Source organism: Anaeromyxobacter dehalogenans 2CP-1 (assembly GCF_000022145.1).
GTDB lineage: Bacteria > Myxococcota > Myxococcia > Myxococcales > Anaeromyxobacteraceae > Anaeromyxobacter > Anaeromyxobacter dehalogenans.
The window spans coordinates 2,185,792-2,207,753 of sequence record NC_011891.1 but is presented as its reverse complement, the minus strand read 5'-3'; the positions used below and the strand labels follow the sequence as shown (position 1 = coordinate 2,207,753).

20 protein-coding genes are annotated in these 21,962 nt (G+C 74.5%); 14 read left to right on the top strand and 6 right to left on the bottom strand.

Annotated elements, in window-relative coordinates; translation table 11 throughout:
- Positions 1-4: 4 nt before the first annotated feature.
- On the bottom strand, positions 5-1,687 hold the full coding sequence (locus tag A2CP1_RS09800) for a sensor histidine kinase (RefSeq protein ID WP_012633204.1): 1,683 nt from the start codon (positions 1,685-1,687) through the stop codon (positions 5-7).
- A gap of 337 nt (positions 1,688-2,024) precedes the next feature.
- Between A2CP1_RS09800 and purU the strand changes: the two genes are divergently transcribed.
- The 4 genes from purU (at position 2,025) to A2CP1_RS09780 (ending at position 4,875) form a co-directional block, all read left to right on the top strand.
- The gene (gene purU, locus A2CP1_RS09795; protein WP_012525910.1) at positions 2,025-2,885 is read left to right on the top strand and encodes a formyltetrahydrofolate deformylase; all 861 of its coding nucleotides are present in this window, start codon (positions 2,025-2,027) and stop codon (positions 2,883-2,885) included.
- An 87-nt stretch (positions 2,886-2,972) separates the two neighbouring features.
- Positions 2,973-3,299, top strand: a complete 327-nt coding sequence (locus A2CP1_RS09790; RefSeq protein ID WP_012633203.1) for an SPW repeat domain-containing protein — start codon at positions 2,973-2,975, stop codon at positions 3,297-3,299.
- A 56-nt stretch (positions 3,300-3,355) separates the two neighbouring features.
- Positions 3,356-4,264 carry an oxygen-dependent coproporphyrinogen oxidase gene (gene hemF / locus A2CP1_RS09785; protein WP_012633202.1) on the top strand — a complete coding sequence of 303 codons (909 nt, stop codon included), beginning with the start codon at positions 3,356-3,358 and terminating at the stop codon, positions 4,262-4,264.
- Positions 4,265-4,296: 32 nt separating this feature from the next.
- Positions 4,297-4,875: an alpha-ketoglutarate-dependent dioxygenase AlkB gene (locus A2CP1_RS09780; protein WP_041450667.1), complete on the top strand. Its 579-nt coding sequence runs from the start codon at positions 4,297-4,299 to the stop codon at positions 4,873-4,875.
- 24 nt (positions 4,876-4,899) lie between these two features.
- On the opposite strand, the gene A2CP1_RS09775 is transcribed toward A2CP1_RS09780, so the two are convergent.
- The gene (locus A2CP1_RS09775) at positions 4,900-5,862 is read right to left on the bottom strand and encodes a TerC family protein (protein WP_012633200.1); all 963 of its coding nucleotides are present in this window, start codon (positions 5,860-5,862) and stop codon (positions 4,900-4,902) included.
- A 69-nt stretch (positions 5,863-5,931) separates the two neighbouring features.
- On the opposite strand from A2CP1_RS09775, the gene nhaR reads away from it, so the two are divergent.
- The 7 genes from nhaR (at position 5,932) to A2CP1_RS09740 (ending at position 14,557) form a co-directional block, all read left to right on the top strand.
- Positions 5,932-6,840 carry a transcriptional activator NhaR gene (gene nhaR / locus A2CP1_RS09770; protein ID WP_012633199.1) on the top strand — a complete coding sequence of 303 codons (909 nt, stop codon included), beginning with the start codon at positions 5,932-5,934 and terminating at the stop codon, positions 6,838-6,840.
- A 339-nt stretch (positions 6,841-7,179) separates the two neighbouring features.
- Entirely contained in the window at positions 7,180-8,079 is a 900-nt protein-coding gene (locus tag A2CP1_RS09765) for a M48 family metalloprotease (protein ID WP_012633198.1), read from the top strand.
- 115 nt (positions 8,080-8,194) lie between these two features.
- A complete protein-coding gene (grxC, locus tag A2CP1_RS09760; protein WP_012633197.1) occupies positions 8,195-8,458 on the top strand; it encodes a glutaredoxin 3 in 264 nt (87 codons plus the stop codon).
- A gap of 124 nt (positions 8,459-8,582) precedes the next feature.
- A complete protein-coding gene (locus tag A2CP1_RS09755) occupies positions 8,583-10,055 on the top strand; it encodes a TolC family protein (RefSeq protein WP_012633196.1) in 1,473 nt (490 codons plus the stop codon).
- Entirely contained in the window at positions 10,052-11,170 is a 1,119-nt protein-coding gene (locus A2CP1_RS09750; protein ID WP_012633195.1) for an efflux RND transporter periplasmic adaptor subunit, read from the top strand. Before A2CP1_RS09755 ends, A2CP1_RS09750 begins: the two co-directional genes overlap by 4 nt.
- Positions 11,167-14,292: an efflux RND transporter permease subunit gene (locus tag A2CP1_RS09745; RefSeq protein ID WP_012633194.1), complete on the top strand. Its 3,126-nt coding sequence runs from the start codon at positions 11,167-11,169 to the stop codon at positions 14,290-14,292. Before A2CP1_RS09750 ends, A2CP1_RS09745 begins: the two co-directional genes overlap by 4 nt.
- Before the next feature lie 58 nt (positions 14,293-14,350).
- A complete protein-coding gene (locus A2CP1_RS09740) occupies positions 14,351-14,557 on the top strand; it encodes a CsbD family protein (protein WP_012525899.1) in 207 nt (68 codons plus the stop codon).
- A 111-nt stretch (positions 14,558-14,668) separates the two neighbouring features.
- Here A2CP1_RS09740 and A2CP1_RS09735 read toward each other — a convergent pair whose 3' ends face one another.
- Together A2CP1_RS09735 and A2CP1_RS09730 are read right to left on the bottom strand one after the other, a co-directional pair.
- A complete protein-coding gene (locus tag A2CP1_RS09735; RefSeq protein WP_012633193.1) occupies positions 14,669-16,513 on the bottom strand; it encodes a M2 family metallopeptidase in 1,845 nt (614 codons plus the stop codon).
- Between the two features lie 118 nt (positions 16,514-16,631).
- Entirely contained in the window at positions 16,632-16,868 is a 237-nt protein-coding gene (locus tag A2CP1_RS09730; RefSeq protein ID WP_012525897.1) for a hypothetical protein, read from the bottom strand.
- A 256-nt stretch (positions 16,869-17,124) separates the two neighbouring features.
- Between A2CP1_RS09730 and A2CP1_RS09725 the strand changes: the two genes are divergently transcribed.
- Positions 17,125-17,559, top strand: a complete 435-nt coding sequence (locus A2CP1_RS09725; RefSeq protein ID WP_012525896.1) for an HIT family protein — start codon at positions 17,125-17,127, stop codon at positions 17,557-17,559.
- A 10-nt stretch (positions 17,560-17,569) separates the two neighbouring features.
- Here the strand turns inward: A2CP1_RS09725 and A2CP1_RS09720 are convergent, their stop codons facing one another.
- Positions 17,570-18,421: an NAD-dependent epimerase/dehydratase family protein gene (locus A2CP1_RS09720; RefSeq protein ID WP_012633192.1), complete on the bottom strand. Its 852-nt coding sequence runs from the start codon at positions 18,419-18,421 to the stop codon at positions 17,570-17,572.
- Between the two features lie 137 nt (positions 18,422-18,558).
- Here A2CP1_RS09720 and A2CP1_RS09715 point away from each other — a divergent pair, with 137 nt between their 5' ends.
- A complete protein-coding gene (locus tag A2CP1_RS09715; protein WP_012633191.1) occupies positions 18,559-19,392 on the top strand; it encodes an aldo/keto reductase in 834 nt (277 codons plus the stop codon).
- 26 nt (positions 19,393-19,418) lie between these two features.
- On the opposite strand, the gene pgm is transcribed toward A2CP1_RS09715, so the two are convergent.
- Positions 19,419-21,059, bottom strand: coding sequence for a phosphoglucomutase (alpha-D-glucose-1,6-bisphosphate-dependent) (gene pgm, locus A2CP1_RS09710; RefSeq protein WP_012633190.1), 1,641 nt, complete (start codon positions 21,057-21,059; stop codon positions 19,419-19,421).
- Between the two features lie 63 nt (positions 21,060-21,122).
- Here pgm and A2CP1_RS09705 point away from each other — a divergent pair, with 63 nt between their 5' ends.
- A complete protein-coding gene (locus A2CP1_RS09705) occupies positions 21,123-21,929 on the top strand; it encodes a phosphodiester glycosidase family protein (protein ID WP_245530028.1) in 807 nt (268 codons plus the stop codon).
- Positions 21,930-21,962 lie beyond the last annotated feature (33 nt).

Here is a 21,962-nt window from a genome sequence, read left to right as displayed (position 1 = left end):
CGCATCACTCCGCCGCCCTCCGGGGCGGCAGCCGGATGGCGATGCGCGTCCCCTTCCCCACCTCGCTCTGGATCTCGATCTTCCCGTGGTGCCGCTCGACGATGCCGTACACCACCGACAGCCCGAGCCCGGTGCCGCGCTCCTTGGTGGTGAAGAACGGGTCGAAGATCTTGGACAGGTGGTCGGGCGGGATGCCCGGGCCGGTGTCGGTGAACGCGATCTCCACCCAGCCGCCGCCCGCCGACGCCGACGACTCGACCGTCAGCTTCCCGCCGCGCGCCATCGCCTCGCAGGCGTTCATGATCACGTTCACGCACGCCTGCCGGAGCTGCCCGAAGTCGCCCTCCACCGGCGGCAGCGGCACGAGCCGCTTCTCCAGCGTCACGTTCTGGATGTTGATCTGGTTGGAGAGGAGCTGGAGGCCCTCCTCGACCACCGCGTCCAGGTCCACGTCCTTGAGCGTGAGCGGCCGCTCGCGCGCGAAGTCGAGCAGGTTGCGCACGATGGCGCTGCACCGCTCGGTCTCGCGCTGGACGAGGAGCAGGTGCTTCACGAGCGTCTTGCGCGTCGCGTCGTCGGGCACGCCCTGGTCCAGCGTGCGGACGATGAGCTTCGCGAAGGTGAGGATCCCCGCGAGCGGGTTGTTGATCTCGTGCGCGATGGACGCGGACAGCTTGCCCAGCGAGGAGAGCTTCTCCGACCGGACCAGCTGGTCCTGCGCGGCCCGGAGCGCGGCGGTCCGCTCCTGCACCTGCTGCTCGAGGCTCGACATGAGCGCGTCGAGGTCCCGGCGCGCCGAGCGCAGCGAGCGCGTCATGTCGTTGAAGGAGGCGGCCAGCAGGCCCAGCTCGCCGTTCCAGGTGACCGGCACCTCGAGCTCCAGCTGCTCGCGCGCCACGCGCCGGGTGGCCTGCACCAGCGCGGCCACCGGCCGCATCAGGTGGTGGCGCGTGAACAGCCAGGCGAACAGCCCGAGCAGGCCCGAGGCGAGCGCGGCGGCCGCCAGCGTGCGCCAGCGGAACGTGTGGGTCTGCGCGTCGAGGCGCGCCAGCGAGACGTCCAGGTCGATGACGCCCAGGACCTCCTTCGTGGCCGGGTGCGCGTGGCAGGCGCCGGTCGAGCAGGACGCCTCGTTGTAGACCGGGGTCATGATCCCCAGCACGCGGTGGTCGCCCGCGCGGAAGACGCGGCTCCGCTCCTCCAGCTCGAGCTTGCGCAGCGGCTGGCCGGCCGCGTGGCAGCCGGAGCAGGCCTCCGCGTCGCGGTCCACCATCCGGCCCACCTCCTCCGGCACGGTGGAGAAGGTGACGCGCCCGCTCGCGTCCATCATGCGGACGCGCTCGATGCCTCCCTGCCGCGCCACGTCCTGCATGATGAGGTAGGCGTCGCCGCGGCGGTCCTGGAGCATGGCGCGGTGGAGCGCGTTGCGGACGGTCTGGCTGAGGAGGTCGGACTCCTGCACCACCTGGCCGAGCAGGTGGCGCTGCACCGCGATCTCCGCCAGGAAGAACAGGCCCACGGTGCCGAGCGCCACCGCGCCGATCATGGCGAACAGCTTGGTGGAGAGCCGCTGCTGCCAGGGGATCTCCAGGCCGAGCGCGCCGAGCGACGCGGGCGCGATGGCCCTGGCGAGGCGCTGCAGCGCGCGGTCCTCCTCCGGTGTGCGGTCCGGCTCCGGGGTACGCACCGCGGGCTCCGCCGGCGGGGGCGGCTCGGGGGCCGGGGAGATCCCGGGCGAGGTTCCTGGCGATGCGCTCACGGCGTGCTCGGCCGCTCACCCGTACCGCCGCAGGAAGGGCGGGTGCCTTGCGGTCCGTCAACGATTGTTCAATTTTTCGTCGCCCCGACGCAATCGTCGACGGCCCAAAATTGCGCGCGAATTGACGCAGCCTGCGCGCTCCTGCCGCACCCCGGCGCTTCGCGCCCTCGCCGGCGGCCCCGGCGCGCCGCCCCCGGCCGCGGGTGCGCCCGGGCGCGCAGGGGATTTGATCCCGGGCACGCCTCCGTCTACCCTGTCGGGTCCCGTGACCCAGCCCCGCGCCATCCTCCTCGTCCAGTGCCCCGACCGCCCCGGCATCGTGGCGGCCATCTCCAGCTTCCTCTACCGCCACGGCGCGAACATCCTCGACTTCGACCAGCACACCTCGGTGGACAACGGCGGCGCCTACTTCACCCGCCTCGAGTTCCAGACCGACCGGCTGGACCTCCCGGTGGAGGACCTGGAGCGCGCGTTCGCCCTCGACGTCGCCAGGCCGTTCGGCATGGAGTGGCGGCTCACCCTCTCCTCGCAGCGCAAGAAGGTCGCGATCCTGGTCTCGAAGCACGACCACGCGCTCCTGGAGCTGCTGTGGAACTGGGATCGCGGCGACCTGCACGCGGACGTCTCCACGGTGATCTCCAACCACCCCGACCTGCGCGAGTCGGTGGAGTCGTTCGGCGTCCCGTTCGTCCACGTGCCCAACAGCCGCGACACCCGCGCGCAGGCCGAGGCCCGCATGCTGGAGCTGCTCGAGGGGAAGGCCGACCTGGTGGTGCTCGCGCGCTACATGCAGATCGTCTCGCCGGAGCTGGTGGCGCGCTGGCCGAACCGCATCATCAACATCCATCACTCCTTCCTCCCCGCGTTCGTGGGCGCCGACCCGTACCGGCAGGCGTACGACCGCGGGGTGAAGATCGTCGGCGCCACCGCCCACTACGTCACCGCCGAGCTCGACGCCGGGCCCATCATCGACCAGGACGTGGGCCGGGTCTCGCACCGCGACGCGGTGGACGACCTGAAGCGGCTCGGGCGCGACCTGGAGCGGCGGGTGCTGGCGCGCGCGGTGCGCTGGCACTGCGAGGACCGCGTCATCGTGAACGGCAACAAGACCGTCGTGTTCAGCTGACGCGCGGCGAGGCGCCCGCCCGGCCGCTGCGCCCGGCCCGTGCCCCGGGCCGCGGCCGGTCACACCTTCCGGCGAGGGAGGTGCGCCATGGCGGCCCGGACGCTCACGCTGATGCTCGGCCTGTGGCTGTTCTTCTCCGCGTTCCTGTGGAGGCGGGCGCCCGCCTCGTTCGCGAACGCGTCGGCGGTGGGCCTGCTCGCGTGCGCCGGGGCCCTCTGGGCCATGTGGCGCCCGCGCGTGCGCCTGGCCGGCGTCGCCCTCTCCGCCTGGCTGCTCGCGGCGGCGCTGCTCCTCCGGGCGCCGTCCTCCACGGCCCGGTGGAACGACGTCGCGGTGGCGCTCGCGATGTTCCTCACCGCGCTCGTGCCCGGCACCATGCACTCCTCGCGGCGCGCGACCGCCGCCAGCGCCTGAGCCGCGGCCCCGCGCGGGAGGTGCGGAGGCGCCGCGCCGGCGGCAAGGGTTCCGCCGTGCCCACGCCCGCGTCCCCCGAGCTGCTCGCCCGCCTGCGCGCGGGCATGGCCGAGACCGTCCGCGCGCTGCAGGAGGAGATCTGCGCCGCGCTGGAGCGCGCCGACGGCGCCGCCCGCTTCGCCGCGGATCCCTGGGAGCGCCCCGGGGGCGGCGGCGGCGAGAGCCGCGTGCTCCAGGACGGCGCGGTGCTGGAGAAGGCGGGCGTGAACGTGTCGGAGGTGCACGGGGAGCTGCCCGACGCGCTCGCGCGCAAGGTGCAGGGCGAGGGCGGCGCGTTCACCGCGGCGGGGCTGTCGGTGGTGGTCCACCCGGCCAGCCCGATGGCCCCCACCGCGCACATGAACGTGCGGCTGCTGAGCCGCGGCGGGGGCGCCTGGTTCGGCGGCGGCGCCGACCTCACCCCCTACTACCTCTTCGAGGAGGACTGCCGGCACTTCCACGCCGTGCTGCGCGAGGCCTGCGAGCGCCACGCGCCCGGCAGCTACGCGCGCCACAAGCGCGCCGCGGACGCGTACTTCTACCTGCGCCACCGCGGCGAGCACCGCGGGGTGGGCGGGATCTTCTACGAGGACGCCGGGGACGACCTGGAGCGCGAGCTCGCGTTCGCGGGCGAGATGGGCCGGGCGTTCCTGCGGGCCTACCTGCCCATCCTGGAGCGCCGCCGCGCGACCCCGTTCGGCGAGGCGGAGCGGCGCTGGCAGGAGATCCGGCGCGGGCGCTACGTGGAGTTCAACCTGGTCTGGGACCGCGGCACCGTGTTCGGGCTGGAGACCTCCGGCCGCACCGAGTCGATCCTGATGTCGCTGCCGCCGCGGGTGCGCTGGGTCTACGACCACCGGCCGGCGCCCGGCAGCCGCGAGGCGGCGCTCCTCGACGTGCTGCGCGCGCCGCGCGAGTGGGCGTGAGCGGCGCGGCCGGGCGCGTTAACCTCTCCCGCGTGCAGCTCGAGCTGGTCCCCTCGCCCGTCCCGGCGTTGCCGCCGGGCATGCGGCTGTGGCGCGCGCTGCTCCCCGCGGCGGAGCAGCAGGCGCTCCTGGCCGCGCTCGCCCGCCTGGAGCTCGGCGAGGTCCGGATGCACGGGGTGATCGCGCGGCGGCGGGTGGCCCACTTCGGCCGTGCCTACGCGTACGATGCCCGCGCGGTGCAGCCCGGCCCGCCGTTTCCGGCGGCGCTCGAGCCGCTGCGCCGGCGCGCGGCGGCGCTGGCCGGCGTGGCGCCCGCTGCGCTCGCGGAGGCGCTGGTGACCCGCTATCCGCCCGGCGCCGGGATCGGCTGGCACCGCGACGCGCCGGCGTTCGGGCAGGTGGTGGGCGTGTCGCTCGGCGCGCCGGCGCGCTTCCGGATGCGCGAGGGCGGCCCGGGCGGCCGGGCGCTCGAGGTGCTGCTCGAGCCCGGCTCGGCCTACCTCCTCGCCGGCGCGGCGCGCTGGCGGTGGCAGCACGCCATCCCGCCGGTGCCCGCCGAGCGCTGGTCCGTGACGTTCCGGACGCTGCGCGACGCGCCCCCGGCGCGGTGAGGGCGCGCCGGCGCCGCGACGTCGCTACGCCTCCGGCGATCCGGTCGCCTCGCGGCGCGTGCGCCACAGCGAGTACGCCATCGCGCCGCCGAGCAGCGTCACCACCACCCCGAGCGACGCGAACGCGTTCACGTGCACCCAGCTCGACGCGACCATCTTCAGGCCGATGAACACGAGCACCAGGGCGAGGCCGGCCTTCAGGTACTCGAAGCGGCGCAGCAGCTGCGCCACCGCGAAGTAGAGCGAGCGCAGGCCCATGATGGCGAAGATGTTCGAGGTGAAGACGATGAACGGGTCGAGCGTGATGCCGAAGATCGCCGGCACCGAGTCGAGCGCGAACACGACGTCGGAGATCTCGATCATGCACAGCGCCAGGAACAGCGGCGTCGCCAGCCGGCGCCCGTTCTCCACCAGGAAGAAGTGGTGCCCCTCCATGCGGCTGGTGGACGGGACCAGCCGGCGCAGCACGCGGAACGCGACGCTCTTCTCCGGGTGATGCTCCTGCTCCTCGTGGAAGAAGATGCGGATCCCGGTCACCACCAGGAAGCCGCCGAACACGTAGATGAGCCAGTGGAAGCGCGAGAGCAGCGCGGTGCCGCCCACGATCATCACCAGGCGCAGGAAGAACGCGGTGGTGATGCCCCAGAACAGCACGCGGTGCTGCAGCTTCGGCGGGATCGCGAACGACGCGAACACGAGCACGAAGACGAACAGGTTGTCCACCGAGAGCGACTGCTCGATGAGGTAGCCGGTGACGAACTCGATGGCCTTGTTCGCCCCGAAGCGCCACCACACCAACCCGGCGAACGCCGCCGCCAGCGACGCCCACACCGCGGTCCAGCCCAGCGCCTCGCGCGCGCGGATCACCTCGTCGCGCCGGTGGAACACGCCCAGGTCGAGCGCCAGCAGGACGAGCACCAGGACCAGGAAGCCGAGCCAGAGCCAGGGGTTTCCGACGGTCTCGAGCGCGAGGGCGGGAGGGTGCATGAGGCGGCCTTTTTAGACCTTCCGGCGGGTTCGCGCCGGGGAATTCTGGATCCGGGTTAGATTTTCTCCATGGAATGGCTGAACTACCATCACCTCTTCTACTTCTGGACGGTGGCCCGCGCCGGCAGCATCGCGCGCGCCAGCGAGGAGCTGCGGCTCGCGCAGCCCACCATCTCGAACCAGCTCAAGACGCTGGAGGCGAACCTCGGGGTGAAGCTCCTGGAGCGGCAGGGGCGGCGGCTCGTCCTCACCGACGTGGGACGGACCGTGCTCCGCTACGCGGACGACATCTTCCGGACCGGGCGCGAGCTGCAGCGGGCGGTGAAGGGCCTCCCCACCGGCCAGCGGCTTCGCCTGGTGGTCGGCGTGGCCGACGTGATCCCGAAGCGCATGGCCGCGCTGCTGCTGCAGCCGGCGGTGGACGCGCACCCGGACCTGACGCTGGTCTGCCGCGAGGGCCCGCTGCCGCAGCTGCTCGCGGCGCTGGCGCTGCACGAGCTCGACGTCGTCATCGCCGACGTCCCCGCGCCGGAGGACGTGAAGGTGAAGGCGTTCAGCCACCGGCTCGGCGACTGCGGGACCTCGTTCCTGGCGGCGCGGCCGCTCGCGCATCTCAAGAAGGGCTTCCCGCGGTCGCTCCAGGCCGCGCCCATGCTCCTGCCGTCGGAGGGCACCGCGCTCCGGCGCGGGCTCGACACCTGGCTCGAGCGCACCGGCGTGCGCCCGGTGGTCGCGGGCGAGTTCGACGACAGCGCGCTCATGCAGGCGTTCGGCGCGCGCGGGCTGGGCGTGTTCGCCGCCCCGCGCGTGCTGGAGGACGACATCCGCTCGCAGCTCGAGGTGGGCGTGATCGGGCGGGCCGAGGACGTGCGCGAGGCCTACCACGCGATCACCGTGGAGCGCCGGCTGCGCCACCCGGCGGTGGTCACCCTGGCCGAGGCGGCGCGCGACGCGATCTTCGGCGCGCCGCAGGCCTGAGAGCACGTGAACCCATCCCCTCCCGTCGCCGCGGCGGCCGATCCGCGTCGCATCGCTTCGTTGCTCCTCCCTGCACATGCCTCGGGGCATGCTCGGTCGTCGCGCCTCGCGCTGCTCGCGTCTCGACCGCCTGGCTCGGTCCGGGGATGGATTCACGCGCTCTGAGAGCACGTGAACCCATCCCCTCCCGCGCCCCGGCGGGCGGCGAGCGGCGGCCGGCGGCCGGCGCTCGGATGTTGGTTTTCTCGCAGGCTCGCGCCAACATTTTCTATTTGTCTGCGTCAGGCCAGCGACTAGGTTCTCCCTGCGCGCGCACCGTCGCGCGGCGGAGGCCACACCTTGAAGAACCAGCTGAAGACCATCCTGCTCCTCGGCACGCTCTCGGCGCTGCTGGTCGCGTTCGGCGCCAGCCTGGGACCGGGGCCGTTCTGGCTGTTCACCGCGCTCGCGGTGCTGATGAACCTCGGCGCGTACTTCTTCTCGGACAAGCTCGTGCTGCGCATGCACCGCGCCCGCGAGCTGGCGCCCGGGGAGGCGCCGCGGCTGCACGAGATCGTCCGCGAGCTGTCGGGCCGGGCCGGCATCCCCCCGCCGCGGCTGTTCGTCATCGACGAGCCGCACGCGAACGCGTTCGCGACCGGGCGCAACCCGCGGCACGCGGTGGTGGCGGTGACGCGGGGCATCGTGGACCTGCTCGACGAGCGCGAGCTGCGCGGCGTGATCGCGCACGAGCTCGCGCACGTGGCGAACCGGGACATCCTGGTGGCGAGCGTGGCCGCCGGCATGGCGGCGGCCATCTCGAACCTCGCCAACATGATCATGTTCTCGAGCCTGCTCGGCGGCGGCCGCGAGGACGAGGAGGGCGGCGGCGGCGGGCTGCTCATGATGCTCGTCGCGCCCATCGCCGGCACGCTGGTGCAGCTCGGCATCTCGCGCTCGCGCGAGTACCTCGCCGACGAGACCGGGGCGCGCATCAGCGGCGACCCGCTCGCGCTGGCGAGCGCGCTCGAGAAGCTGCAGCGCGGCGCCGAGGTGGTCCCGGCCGCGGCGGGCGCGCCCGCCACCGCCAGCCTGTTCATCGTCAACCCGTTCGGCGCCGGCGCCGTGATGGGCGGCCTGGCCCGCCTGTTCTCGACGCACCCGCCCGCCGAGGAGCGCATCCGGCGGCTCCGCGAGCTGGCGCGCGTGGCCGGCGGCGCCGACGGGTACGGCCCGCGCTCGCGGATGGTGCGCGGCTGATCGAAGGATTCCTCCATCGGAAGCCGGCGCGGAACACGGACCGCGCCGGCCGCCGCGGGGGCGGCGCCCGGTCCTGCTGGGCGGGGACCGGGCGCCGCGTTATCTAGGAGAGCTCATGAGCGCACCCAGGATCACCGTCTACACCAAGCAGAACTGCCCGTACTGCGTCCGCGCCAAGCGGCTCCTCGAGAAGAAGGGCGTCGCGTTCGAGGAGATCTCCGTCGAGGGCAAGGACGAGCTGCGCACCTGGCTGGCCGAGAAGACCGGGCAGCTCACCGTCCCGCAGATCTTCGCCGGGGAGCGCTCGCTGGGCGGGTTCTCCGACCTCGACGCGCTCGAGCAGCGCGGCGAGCTCGATCCGATCCTCCGCGGCGGGTGACGCGTCGCGCCGGGTGGGATGCCGGCGGATGGGTCGCGCGCGCGACTTCCTTCCGGAAATCCCGCGCGCCCCGGGCCACTCCGCCGTTGACGCGCGGGCCGGCCTCCTTCAAATAGGGCAGAGCATGGCCGCCCCCCGCGCCCGCACCGCCGCCGTCCTCGCGCTGCTCCTGCCCGCGAGCGGCTGCGCCACGCTGGCGCCGTCGGGCTTCGTGGACGGACGCACCGCGCCGCCGCCGGAGGTGGCGCGCCGGGCCGCGACCGAGCCCGCACCGGCGCGCGCTGCCGCCGGGCCGGCCCCGTCGCCGCCCTCCCCCGCGCCCGCCGCGCCGCGCTCGATCCCGGAGCTGGTCGCCCGCGCGCTGGAGGTCGACCCCGCCACCCGCGCCGCCTGGCACGACGCGCGCGCCGCCGCTGCAGCCGCCGGCGGCGAGCGCACCGCGTACCTGCCCTCGGTGTCGGTCGGCGCCGGCCTCCAGCGCGCCGAGACCGCGCGGACGCTGACGCGCGCCGGCACCACCGCCACCACCGCCGGGCCATCCGGCGAGCTCACCTGGATCCTGCTCGACCTGGGCGCGCGCGCGGCGCGGGTGGAACAGGCCGACCAGCTCCTCCTCGCGTCGCGGCTCGCCGAGCACGCGGCGGTCGCCGATCTGGTGCTGCGCGTCCAGGAGACCGCCTACCAGTACCTGGGCAGCCGCGCGCTGGTCGAGGCGGAGGCCGCGGCGGTGAAGCAGGCCGAGGAGAGCCTCGCCGCCGCCGAGGGACGGCGCGGCGCCGGGGTGGCCACCGTCGCGGACGTCCTTCAGGCCCGCACCGCGCGCTCGCAGGCGCGCCTGCGGCTGCAGCAGCTCGAGGGCCAGGCGCTCACCGTCGGCGGCGCGCTCGCCACGCTCGCGGGGCTCCCGCCCACCGCCACGCTCGACCTCGGCGCGCTGCCCGCCGACGTCCGCGTCCCGGAGACCGCCCCGGCGGTCGAGGCGCTGCTGGACGAGGCGGCGCAGCGGAGCCCCGACCTGGCCCGCGCGCGCGCCCAGGCCGGTGCGGCCGCCGCCGGCGCGCGGGCCGCCGAGCGCGCCTGGCTCCCGCTGCTCTCGCTCGGCGCGACCGCCAGCCGCTCCTGGTACCTCGACCCGTCCGGCGTGCCGCCCTCCACCGCCTGGACGGTGGGGCTCTCGCTGCGCATCCCGCTGCTCGAGGGGCTCCTCCGGCCGGCGTACGACGCGCTCGCCGCCCGCGCCGACGCCGACGCCGCCGAGGCGCGCGCCGCCGCGACCGCGCAGGCGGTGGCCCTCCAGGTCTGGACCGGCTACCAGGCGTTCCGCACCGCCGGCCTCCGCGTCGAGACCGCGCGCGACCTGCTCGCCTCGGCCCAGGCCTCGAGCAACGTCGCCGCCGGGCGGTACCGCGAGGGCGTCGGCTCCATCCTCGATCTCCTCACCGCGCAGGCCGCGCTGGAGGGCGCCCGGGCCGAGGAGGTGCGCGCCCGCGCCGACTACCTGGTGGCACTGGCCCAGCTCGCCCGCGCCACCGGCCGCCTCGCGCCGCCGGCCCAGGCCGCCGCCGCGCCGACGCCCGCGCCAGAAGGGAACCCATGACCGCCCCCCGCGCCGCGCCGCTCGCGCTCACCCTCCTCGCGCTCGCCGCCGCCTGCGGGCGGGGCGACGCCGGACCGAAGGGCCCGCGCCCGGTGGCGGTTCGCGCCGCCGTGGCGGAGCGGCGCGACGTGCCGGTGGAGGTCCGCGCCGTCGGGCGCATCGTGGCGAACCAGTCGGTGGCGGTGCGCGCGCAGGTGTCGGGCCCCATCGTCGCGGTGCGCTTCACCGAGGGCCAGGCGGTGCGCCAGGGCGACGTGCTGCTCGAGCTCGACCCGCGCCCGTACCGCGCCGCGCTGGACGAGGCGCGGGCTCGCCTCGCGCAGGACGAGGCGCGCGCCGCGAGCGCCCGGGACGACGCGCGCCGGTTCGCCGAGCTGGTGAAGAAGGAGTACGTCACGCAGCAGCAGGCCGAGCAGGCGGCGGCGGCCGCGACGGCCGCCGCGGCGGCGGTGGCGGGCGACCGCGCGCAGGTGGAGCGGGCCGCGCTCGACCTCTCCTACTGCACCGTCCGCGCGCCGGCGGCGGGCCGCACCGGCCGCCTGCTCGTGCACGCCGGCAACCTCGTCACCGCGTCGGCGCAGACGCCGCTGCTCACCATCGAGCAGGTGAAGCCGGTGTACGCGGCCTTCTCCATCCCGGAGCGCCACCTCCCGGCGCTGCAGGGCTGGCGCGCCCACCCGCCGGCGGTGCGCGTGCGCGCAGGCGACGGGCCCGAGATCGCGGGCGTGCTCGACTTCGTGGACAACGCGGTGGACGCCGGCACCGGCACCATCCTGCTCAAGGCGCGCCTCGCCAACGCGGACGAGGCGCTCTGGCCCGGGCAGGTGGTGGACGTCGCGCTCCGGATCGGCGAGCGGCGCGGCGCGGTGGTGGTGCCGGCCGCCGCGGTCGCGCAGGGCCAGCAGGGCGATTACGCCTACGTGGTCGGCGCGGACGGGAAGGCCGAGCTGCGCGGGGTGACGGTGGAGCAGGCGGGCGACGCCGAGGCGGTGCTCTCGAAGGGAATCGCGCCCGGCGAGCGGGTGGTGATCGAGGGCCAGCTGAAGCTGCGGCCGGGCGCGCCGGTGGAGGTGCAGGGGCCGCGCGAGGACGGGCGGAAGGCGCCGGGCACATGAACCTCTCCGAGCCGTTCATCCGCCGGCCGGTCATGACGACGCTCGTCATGGCGAGCTTCATCGCGTTCGGCCTGGTCGCCTACCAGAAGCTGCCGGTCTCCGACCTCCCCAACGTCGACTTCCCGACCATCTCCGTCTCGGCGTCGCTGCCCGGCGCCAGCCCGGAGACCATGGCCTCCTCGGTGGCGACGCCGCTGGAGCGGCAGTTCTCCACCATCGCCGGCCTGGCCGCGATGAACTCCTCCTCGGGCCTGGGGACGACGCAGATCACGCTGGAGTTCGACCTCGACCGCAACATCGACGCGGCCGCGCAGGACGTGCAGTCCGCCATCTCGGCGGCGGGCAGGCAGCTCCCGCAGAACATGCCCAGCCCGCCCACCTTGCGGAAGGTGAACCCGGCCGACGCGCCCATCGTCTACTTCTCGCTCACCTCCCCCACCCTGCCGCTCTCCGACCTGAACCGCTTCGCGCAGGACGTCGTCGCGCAGCGGGTCGCCACCATCGCCGGGGTCGCGCAGGTGCTGGTGTACGGGCCGCAGAAGTACGCGGTCCGAATCGAGCTGGACCCGCAGGCGCTGGCGGCGCGCGGCATCGGGCTCGACGAGGCCACCGCCGCCATCGCGGCCGCGAACCCCAACCTGCCGGCCGGCCTGGTGCAGGGCGGCGCGCGCGCGTTCACGGTGGAGGCGACCGGCGGGTTGATGCGCGCCAGGGACTTCGCCGACGTGGTGCTCGCGTTCCGGAACGGCGCGCCGGTGCGCGTGGCCGACGTGGGCCGGGCGCGCGCCGGCGTGGAGAACGAGCTCGCCGCCGCGTGGCTGTGGAAGGACGGGCGCGAGCAGCGCGCCATCGTGCTGGCGGTGCAGCGCCAGCCCGGCACGAACACCGTGGCGGTGGCGCAGGCGGTCCGGCAGCTCCTCCCCACCCTGCGCGCCCAGCTCCCCGGCGCCGCCCAGCTCGAGCTGCTCTACGACCGCTCCGAGACCATCGAGGAGTCGGTCACCGACGTGAAGTTCACGCTGCTGCTCACGCTCGCGCTGGTGGTCCTCGTCATCTTCGTCTTCCTGCGCAACCTGCCCGCGACCGTGATCCCGAGCCTGGCGCTGCCGGTGTCGCTCATCGGCACGTTCGCGCTCATGTTCCAGCTCGGCTACTCGCTCGACAACCTGTCGCTCATGGCGCTCACGCTCGCGGTCGGCTTCGTGGTGGACGACGCCATCGTGATGCTCGAGAACGTGGTCCGGCACATGGAGATGGGCGAGCGGCCGTTCGAGGCCGCCCTGAACGGCTCGAAGGAGATCGCGTTCACCATCGTGTCGATGACGATCTCGCTCGCGGCGGTGTTCCTGCCGGTGCTGTTCATGGGCGGGATCGTGGGCCGGCTGTTCCACGAGTTCGCGGTCACCATCGGCGCGGCCATCCTGGTCTCCGGGTTCGTGTCGCTGACGCTCACGCCCATGCTGTGCAGCCGCTTCCTGCGGCCCGGCAAGGAGGCCCACCACGGCCGGCTCTACGCCGCGACCGAGCGCGCCTTCGAGGCGAGCCTGCGGATCTACGACCGCGGCCTGGTCTGGTCGCTGGCGCACCCGCGCGCCGTGCTGGCCGGCTCGGTGGTGGTGCTCGTGGCGATGGTCCCGCTGTTCGCCGCGGTGCAGAAGGGCTTCCTGCCGAGCGAGGACACCGGCCGGCTGCAGGTGATCACCGAGGGCCCGGAGGGCGCGAGCTGGGACTACATGGTCCGGGCGCAGCGCGGCGCGGCGCAGGTGGTCGCGACGCACCCCGAGGTGGAGATGTTCATGTCCAGCGTCGGCGGGCGCGGCACCGCCGGCGTCACGCAGGGCAACATGTTCCTGCGGCTGCGCAACCGGCACGATCGCGAGGCGAGCGCGGACGAGCTGCTCGCCCGGCTCCGCGCGGAGCTGGCCCGGTACCCGGCGCTGCGCGTCTTCCTGGTGAACCCGCCGCCCATCAACATCGGCGGCCAGCAGAGCCGCGCGCAGTACCAGTTCACGCTGCAGGACGCCGACACCGAGGGGCTGTACCGGCACGCGCAGGCGCTGGAGGAGCGGCTGCGCGCCATGCCGCTGCTCCAGGACGTCACCAGCGACCTGCGGCTCGCCTCGCCCCGCGTCACGGTCCGGATCGACCGCGATCGCGCCGCGGCGCTCGGGGTGACGCCGGACGCGATCGAGGACGCGCTCTACACGGCCTACGGCGACCGCCAGGTCTCGACCATCTTCGCGCCGGAGGACCAGTACCAGGTGATCCTCACGCTCGGGCCGTCGTTCCGGCTCGAGCCCGCGGCGCTGGCGCTCCTGCGGGTGCGCTCCGCCAGCGGCGCCGCGGTCCCGCTCGACACGGTGGCGCGGCTGGAGCGCGGCGTCGGGCCGCTCACGGTGAACCACTCCGGGCAGCTCCCCTCGGTGACGCTGGCGTTCAACCTCCGCGAGGGCGCGTCGCTGGGCCAGGCGGTGAGCGCGGTGAAGGCCGAGGCGGACCGCATGCTGCCGGCCACCGTCGCCACGCGCTTCCAGGGCACGGCGCAGGCGTTCCAGTCCTCCCTGTCCGGCCTGGGCCTGCTGCTCGTCATGGCGGTGCTGGTCATCTACGTGGTGCTCGGCATCCTGTACGAGAGCTTCGCCCACCCGTTCACCATCCTCACCGCCCTCCCGTTCGCCGGCCTGGGCGCGCTCGTGACGCTGCTCCTGTTCCGGGTGGAGCTGTCGCTCTACGCGTTCGTCGGCATCGTCATGCTGGTCGGCCTGGTGAAGAAGAACGGCATCATGATGGTGGACTTCGCGGTGGAGGCGCAGCGCGGCGGGCGCACGCCGGCGGAGGCCATCCGCGAGGCGTGCCTGGTCCGCTTCCGCCCCATCATGATGACCACCATGGCCGCGCTCATGGGCACGCTGCCCATCGCGCTCGGCTTCGGGGCCGGGGCCGAGTCGCGCCGGCCGCTCGGCCTCGCGGTGGTGGGCGGGCTGGTGTTCTCGCAGCTGCTCACGCTGTTCGTGACGCCCGTCTTCTACGTGGCGATGGAGCGGCTGCGGAACCTGCGCCGCCGCGGCGGCTCGTCGGGTGCGGGCGCGCCGGAGCGCTCGGCGGCCGCGCCGCAGGGCTGACCCCCCGCCTGGCCGCGGCGCGCGGCGGTGCCCAGGCTTCCCGCGGAGGGAGGCACACGTGAACCGCGACCAGATCAAGGGCAAGCTCGACGAGCTGAAGGGCAACGCGAAGAAGCGGATCGGCGGGGCGACCGAGAACCCGTCCAAGCAGGCAGAGGGCTGGGTGGAGGAGCAGGGGGGGAAGATCCGCAAGGGCGTGGGCGATCTGAAGGAAGACGCCGAGCGCTCGCGGCGGAGCGACCCGGACCGCGACCTGGACCGCTGAGCAGGCGACGGTCGATGACGACGCGCCCCGGCGACCGCTCGGTCGCCGGGGCGTGCGCTCGTCCACGGGCCGTCGGGCCGCACCGCGGCCGCGGCCCCGCCGACCAGCCGCCTACCAGCCGCAGGACTGGCCGGCGATCTGCTTCCGGAGCCAGGCGCGCAGCGGCGCGAAGTACTCGAGCATGGCGGACGCGTCCGCCTGGCGCGAGCCGGTCAGCGCGGCGTAGGCCTCGGGCCACGGCCTCGACGCGCCCATGGCCAGCATGGCGTCGAGCTTCTTGCCGGCGGCCTTCGAGCCGTAGATCGAGCACTCGTGCAGCGGCCCCTTCCACCCGGCGGCCTCGCACAGCGCCTTGTGGAACTGGAACTGGTACACGTGCGCGAGGAAGTAGCGCGTGTAGGGCACGTTCGCGGGCACGTGGTACTTCGCGCCCGGATCGAAGTCCGCCTCGCTGCGCGAGACCGGCGCGTCCACGCCCTGGTACTTGCGGCGCAGCTCCCACCAGGCCGCGTTGTAGCGCGACGCCGGCGTCTTGCCGGAGAACACGTCCCAGCGCCACTGGTCGATGAGCTTGCCGAACGGCAGGAACGCGACCTTCTCGAGCGCGCGCTTCATCTGCACGTTCACCACGCCCTTCTCGTCCTTCGGCACGGTCTGGATCAGGCCGACCTGCTTCAGGTACCCGGGGGTGATGGACAGCGCGATCGCGTCGCCGATGGCCTCGTGGAAGCCGTCGTTCGCGCCGTTCTGGAACAGCACCGGCAGGTGCACGTAGGCGCGCTGGTAGAAGTTGTGGCCCAGCTCGTGGTGGATGGTGACGAGGTCCTCCTCGGTCGGCCGGATGCACATCTTGATGCGCAGGTCGGCGGAGTAGGTCACGTCCCAGGCGCTGGCGTGGCACACCACGTCGCGGTCGCGCGGCTTCGTGAACTGCGAGCGCTCCCAGAACGTCTTCGGGAGCGGCTCGAAGCCCAGCGAGGTGAAGAACGCCTCGCCCAGCTTCACCATCTTGATGGGATCGGTCTTCTGCCGGCGCAGCGCCGCGTCCACGTCGAGCGACGGCTGCCCGTGGTACGGCTCGACCAGCGGGTAGAGGTTGGCCCAGTCCTGCGCCCACATGTTGCCGAGCAGGTGCGCCGGGATGGGCTTGCCGTCCGGCACCCGCGCCTTGCCGTAGGCCTTCTGCAGCTTGCTGCGGACGTAGCAGTGCAGCTCCTCGTAGAACGGCTTCACCTGCGCCCAGAGCCGGTCGGTGTCGGCCTCGAACGCGTCGGGCGGCATGTCGTAGCCGCTGCGCCACAGGTCGCCGAGGTCGCGGAAGCCGATCTCGCGCGCGCCCGCGTTGGAGATGGTCACCATCCGCTCGTAGAGCGGGCGCATGTCGCGCGAGATGGTGTGCCAGCCGGTCCAGGCGTCGAGCAGCGCGTCGTAGTCGCGGCTCTTGGCCATCACCTGCTCGAGATCCTGCAGGTCGCGGCACTTCTCGGCGCCGCGCGCCGCGCTGCCGGGCGCGCCGCACCACTTGCCCTTGCCGTACATGCCCTCGAGCTTCGCGGCGAGCTGCGCCAGCTCGGCGCGCTGCGCGGCGTCGCTCGGCGCCGGGAGCGGCGAGGCGATGCGCAGCAGCATCAGCATGCGCTCGGTGTCGGGGTCGGCGCCGACGCCCTGGAACCGGACCGCGCCGCGGATCGCGTCGGTCAGGTAGGCCATCTGGTCCTCGTTGAGGGCCGCGGCGTTCCGCTCGGTGTCGTCGGTGATGTAGGTGGACTTGATCCACTCCGCGGTGGACCAGCGGATCCAGAGCTTCTTCAGCTCGGCGTTCGCCTCGCCCACGAACGCCTTCGCGTCGGCGGCGGTGGGCTTCGCGGCGGCTGCGGGCTGCGGGGGCGCCGCCGGCGCGGAGGGCGTCGCGGCGAGGAGGACGGCTGCGAGCTGCAAGACCGGGAGTGTCGTCATGCGCGCGGATCCTAGGACGGGGTCGACGGGCCCGCCAGCATGGCGGGACCGGACCGTTCCTGAGACGCGAGCGCGCCGGACGTGACCGCGCGGGACGCGCGGGCCGCCCCGCGACGGGCTAGTGAGCCTGGCCGCCGCCGCGGCGGTCGTTCGCGAAGCTCCCCGCGAACGCGCGCGGCTCCTCCTGCACCCGGAACAGCGGGCACTTCTCGCAGGACCAGCTATCCCAGTCGAGCTTCACCGCGACGTCCAGGCACGCGTCGTAGTGGAAGCAGTAGAGGTTCCGATGGCCGGAGACCGTGGTCTCGGAGCGGATGAGCGTCGCGAGCGGGGTCGGATTGGGCTGGGTGTGCACGCTGGAGGTCTCCCGGGTGGCTGCTCGGGTCGGAAACAGGCAAGCGCCGCCGCCATTCCCACTTTCGGCGCGTTGTGTGAGCCCGAACGTGAGGCTTGACCACACGCGGGGGAAGCCCCCTCCGGGTCGCACTCCGGACGCCTCGCCCATCGAGGTCTGCTATGACGGACGCTTGCAACCGCCGCCCGGTCCGCCGCGCTCCGTCAGGGATTCGCTCCGGGCGCGACCAGCGGCTTCGCGCCACACCGGAGTCGCCATGTCCATCGCCGACCCCTGCACCGCCTGTGAGCTCCTCCTCGGCCGCGGCCGCGTGCCTGGCGGGCTGCTGCGCCGCGAGGGCGGCTTCGCGCTGCACGCGCTCGCCGACGCCTCGCCCATCCCCGGCTGGCTGGTGCTCACCAGCGAGCGCCACGCGCGCGCCTGGTACGACCTCGCGCCCGCCGAGCTCGCCGCGCTCGGGCCGCTCGCCGCGCGCGTGATGAACGCGCAGCGCGCCGTGCTCGGCGCCGAGCACGTCTACGCGTTCGCGATCGGCGACGCGCTCCGCCACTTCCACCTGCACCTCGTCCCGCGCACCGCCGCCACCCCGGAGCGCCTGCGCGGCCGCCGCTGCTTCGAGGGCCGGCCGGAGGACATGCTGGGCGAGGACGCGCTCGCCGCCGCGGCGCGCGCCGTGGCCGCCGCGCTGTGACGCCCGCGCCTCAGGCCCGCCGCACCTCGGGCACGAGCGGGATGAGCCCCTCCCGGAAGCTCGGGCAGGCGAGCGTCACGCCCAGCGCGGCGCGCGTCCGCTCGGAGAGGACGCGGCGGTCCGGGCCCGGCGGCGCCACCGTGGCGCGGGCGGGCTCGACGCCGATCCGGTCCGCGATCCAGCGCACCACCTCGCGCCGGCGCGCCGGCGCCGCGTCGCTCCCGTGGTAGACCGCGCCCGGCGCGCCGCGCGCGATCGCGGCGAGCACGAACGACACCGCGTCGTCGAGGTGGCAGAAGTTCATCCAGGCCTGCTCCCCCGCCCCGAGCGCGAGCCGGCCGCTCCGCACCCGCTCCACGATGCCGGCCCGGCCTGGCCCGTACAGGCCGGACAGGCGCACCACGCAGGCCCCCAGCCCCGCCGCGCCTGCCGCCTGGATCGCCCGCTCCGCCTCCGCCAGCACCTCGGCCGTCGGGCCGAGCGGCATGGGCGGGCTCGACTCGTCCACGTCGAGGCCGTCGCTCTGTCCGAGGACGCCGGTGGACCCGGTGTAGACGAGCCGCGCGCCGCAGCGGCGTGCGTGCGCGAGCAGCGCGCGGTTCGCGTCCAGGTACGCGGCGCGGTAGGCCTCCGGCGTGTCGGAGGTCGCCGACTGACAGGCGACCACCGCGTCCACCGCCGGCAGCCGCGCCTCGGCGCCCGGCGCGGCGAGGTCCAGCGCGAGCGGCGCGATGCCGGTCGAGGCCAGCGCCGCCGCCCGCGCCGGGTCGCGACGGATCCCGGTGACGCGCTGCCCCTCGAACAGCAACCGCCTCGCGATCGCCGAGCCCAGCCAGCCGCACCCCGCCACCAGCACGTGCATGCGTCACCTCTCCGGGGGATCATCCCACCGCCGGCAGCGCCCACGCGAAACGCGGGCGGTGCGCGGCGGCCCGGCCTGCGTCATTATGTCGTCTCGACCCTCGGTTCGCCGTTCCGCCGCGAGGGGGAGGAGACGTCATGGCCGGCGCCTGGACGATCCGATCGACCGTCGAGCTTCGCGGCGGCGTGCGCATGCCGATCCTCGGCCTGGGGGTGTGGCAGTCTCCGCCCGGGGACGAGACGCGCAACGCGGTGCTCGCGGCGCTGCGGCTGGGGTACCGGCTGGTGGACACCGCCCGCGCCTACCGGAACGAGGAGGACGTGGGCGCGGCCATCCGCGAGAGCGGCGTGCCGCGCGACGAGGTCTTCGTCACCACCAAGCTCTGGAACTCCGATCACGGCTACGACTCGACGCTGCGCGCCTGCGACGAGAGCCTGCGGCGGCTCGGGCTCGACCGGCTCGACCTATACCTCGTCCACTGGCCGGTGCCGAAGCTGCGCGGCGAGACCTGGCGCGCCATGGAGCGGATCCTGGCCGAGGGGAAGGCGCGGGCCATCGGCGTGTCGAACTACACCATCCGTCACCTGGACGAGCTGCTCGCGTCGGCGAACGAGCCGCCCTCGGTGAACCAGGTCGAGCTGCACCCGTTCCTGGTCCAGCGCGGGCTGGTGGACCACTGCCAGGCGAACGGCATCCAGGTCGAGGCGTACGGACCGCTGGTCCGCGGGCACAAGATGGAGAACCCGGTGCTGCAGCGGATCGCGCACCGGGTCGAGCGCACGCCCGCGCAGGTGCTCATCCGCTGGGGCATCGAGCACGGCCTGGTGACCATCCCGAAGTCGGTGCACGAGCACCGCATCCGCGAGAACGCCGACGTGTTCGGGTTCTCGCTCTCGCCCGCGGACCTGGCCGCGCTCGACGCGCTCGACGAGGGCTACCGGACGAGCTGGGATCCCACCGACGCGCCCTAGATCGCGTTCCGCGGCGGCGGGCCGGCTCACGCGCGCAGCGCCGCGGCCACGATCGCCCTCGCCTCCCCCAGGATGCGATCCAGGTGGGCCGCGTCGCGGAAGCTCTCCGCGTAGATCTTGTACACGTCCTCGGTGCCGGACGGCCGCGCCGCGAACCAGCCCTGCTCCGTCGTCACCTTGAGCCCGCCGATGGCGGCGCCGTTCCCGGGGGCGCGCGTCAGCCGCGCGGTGATGGGGTCGCCGGCGAGCGTCTTGGCCGCGACCGCCTCCGGCGCGAGCTTGCCCAGGATCGCCTTCTCGGCGGGCGTGGCGGGCGCGTCCACGCGCGCGTAGACCGGCGCGCCCAGGTCGGCGGCGAGCGCGCGGTACCGCTCCGCGGGATCGCGGCCGCTCCGGGCGCGGATCTCCACCGCGAGCAGGTCCATCACCATCCCGTCCTTGTCGGTGGTCCAGGGGCTCCCGTCGCGCCGCAGGAACGTCGCCCCGGCGCTCTCCTCGCCGCCGAAGCCGAGGCTGCCGTCGAGCAGGCCCGGCACGAACCACTTGAAGCCGACCGGCACCTCCACCAGGCGGCGCCCGAGCCGGCGCGCCACCCGGTCGATGAGCGCCGACGAGACCAGCGTCTTGCCCACGGCCGCCGCGGCCGGCCAGCCGTCGCGGTGCGAGAACAGCCAGTCGATCGCGACCGCCAGGTAGTGGTTCGGGTTCATCAGGCCTGCGGACGGCGTCACGATGCCGTGGCGGTCGGAGTCGGCGTCGTTGCCGAAGGCGAGGTCGAACCGGTCCTTCAGCGCCACCAGGTTCGCCATCGCGTACGGCGACGAGCAGTCCATGCGGATCTTCCCGTCGTGGTCGAGCGGCATGAAGCCGAACGTCGGGTCCACCACCGGGTTCGTCACCTCGAGGTCGAGCCCGAACGCCTCGGCGATGGCGCCCCAGTAGTGCGCGTTCGAGCCGCCCAGCGGGTCCACGCCCACCCGGAGCGGCGCGCCCCGCGCGGCGTCGAGGTCCACCGCCGCGGCGAGGTCCTGCACGTACGGCCGCACGTAGTCGCGCTCGCGCACCGTGGCGGCCCGCCGCGCCCGCTCCCACGGGACGCGCCGCACCTCGCGGTTGCCGCCGGCGAGCAGCGCATTCGCGCGCGCCTCGATGGCCGCGGTCACGGCGGTGTCGGCCGGACCGCCGTCGGGCGGGTTGTACTTGATGCCGCCGTCCTCGGGCGGATTGTGCGAGGGCGTGATGACGATCCCGTCCGCCAGGCCCGCGGTCCGCCCCCGGTTCGCGGTGAGGATGGCGTGCGAGACGACCGGGGTGGGGACGGGCGCCCCGCCCTGCGAGACCACCACCTCGACGCCGTTCGCGGCGAGCACCTCCAGCGCGGTCCGCTCCGCCGGCTCCGACAGCGCGTGCGTGTCGCGCCCCAGGAACAGGGGACCGGTCACCCCGGCGCGGGCGCGGTGCTCGCAGACGGCCTGCGCCACCGCGAGGATGTGCGCCTCGTTGAAGCTCCGGCGCAGCGAGGAGCCGCGGTGGCCGGAGGTGCCGAACGCGACCCGCTGGGCGGGGACGGACGGGTCGGGCGCGTCCGCGGCGTAGCGGCGGAGCAGGTCGGGGACGTCCACCAGCACGTCCCGCGGCGCGGGCTTTCCGGCGAGAGGATGGGCCATGGAAGGATCCTGGCACGCCCCCGGCCCTTGTCACGACCTCGTGCGGGCCCGACAATGCGCGGGATGCCCGCGCTCGCCCTCGCCGCCCTCCTCGCGCTCGCCGGGGCCGCTCCGGCCGCCGCCCCGGCCGGCTTCCAGGCGCTCGAGCCCGGCCTGGAGCTGGGCCACTTCGACGGTCCGCCCGGCGTCGCCGGCGACGGCAAGATCGTGGTGGTGCGGATCGACCCGGCCCGCTTCGAGCTGCGGCTCCTGAACGCCTCGGCGCCCGGCCACGGCGGGCTGCTCACCGCGCGCGCCTGGGCGGAGCGGGCCGGCGCGTCGGCCGCCATCAACGCGAGCATGTACCAGGAGGACTTCCGCACCAGCGTCTCGCTCATGCGGACGCGCGAGCACGTGAACCAGCGGCGCGTCTCGCGCGACCGGACCGTGCTCGCCTTCGACCCGCTGGAGCGCGGCCTGCCCGCGGTGCGGATGATCGACCGCGACTGCGAGGACCTGGACGGCGCGCTGCGCGGTTACGGCGCGGCGGTGCAGTCGATCCGGATGGTCTCCTGCCAGCGCAAGAACGTCTGGGCCCCGTCGGCGCGCCGGACCTCGGCCGCGGCGGTGGGCGTGGACGGCAAGGGGCGCGTGCTGTTCATCCACGCGCGCAGCCCCTGGCCGGTGCACGAGCTGGTGAACGCGCTGCTGGCGCTGCCGCTCGACCTGCGGCAGGCGATGTACGTCGAGGGCGGCCCCGAGGCGCAGCTGTTCGTGCGCGGCGGCGGGCGCGAGCTGGAGCGGGTGGGCGCGTTCGAGGCGGCGCCGGCCGCCGACAACCGCGACGCGTGGCCGGTCCCGAACGTGATCGCGGCCGTGCGCCGCCGGTAGCGCACGGGGGCTGCGTCACCCCCGGGCCGCGTC

Bases quoted from the DNA above. Each gene is read 5' to 3' on its own strand.
- A2CP1_RS09725 (WP_012525896.1), top strand. From the start codon at position 17,125: ATGTCCATCGCCGACCCCTGCACCGCCTGTGAGCTCCTCCTCGGCCGC.
- A2CP1_RS09750 (WP_012633195.1), top strand. From the start codon at position 10,052: ATGACCGCCCCCCGCGCCGCGCCGCTCGCGCTCACCCTCCTCGCGCTC.
- A2CP1_RS09745 (WP_012633194.1), top strand. From the start codon at position 11,167: ATGAACCTCTCCGAGCCGTTCATCCGCCGGCCGGTCATGACGACGCTC.
- nhaR (WP_012633199.1), top strand. From the start codon at position 5,932: ATGGAATGGCTGAACTACCATCACCTCTTCTACTTCTGGACGGTGGCC.
- grxC (WP_012633197.1), top strand. From the start codon at position 8,195: ATGAGCGCACCCAGGATCACCGTCTACACCAAGCAGAACTGCCCGTAC.
- A2CP1_RS09790 (WP_012633203.1), top strand. From the start codon at position 2,973: ATGGCGGCCCGGACGCTCACGCTGATGCTCGGCCTGTGGCTGTTCTTC.
- A2CP1_RS09755 (WP_012633196.1), top strand. From the start codon at position 8,583: ATGGCCGCCCCCCGCGCCCGCACCGCCGCCGTCCTCGCGCTGCTCCTG.
- A2CP1_RS09715 (WP_012633191.1), top strand. From the start codon at position 18,559: ATGGCCGGCGCCTGGACGATCCGATCGACCGTCGAGCTTCGCGGCGGC.
- A2CP1_RS09735 (WP_012633193.1), bottom strand. From the start codon at position 16,513: ATGACGACACTCCCGGTCTTGCAGCTCGCAGCCGTCCTCCTCGCCGCG.
- A2CP1_RS09775 (WP_012633200.1), bottom strand. From the start codon at position 5,862: ATGCACCCTCCCGCCCTCGCGCTCGAGACCGTCGGAAACCCCTGGCTC.
- A2CP1_RS09720 (WP_012633192.1), bottom strand. From the start codon at position 18,421: ATGCACGTGCTGGTGGCGGGGTGCGGCTGGCTGGGCTCGGCGATCGCG.
- A2CP1_RS09705 (WP_245530028.1), top strand. From the start codon at position 21,123: ATGCCCGCGCTCGCCCTCGCCGCCCTCCTCGCGCTCGCCGGGGCCGCT.
- pgm (WP_012633190.1), bottom strand. From the start codon at position 21,059: ATGGCCCATCCTCTCGCCGGAAAGCCCGCGCCGCGGGACGTGCTGGTG.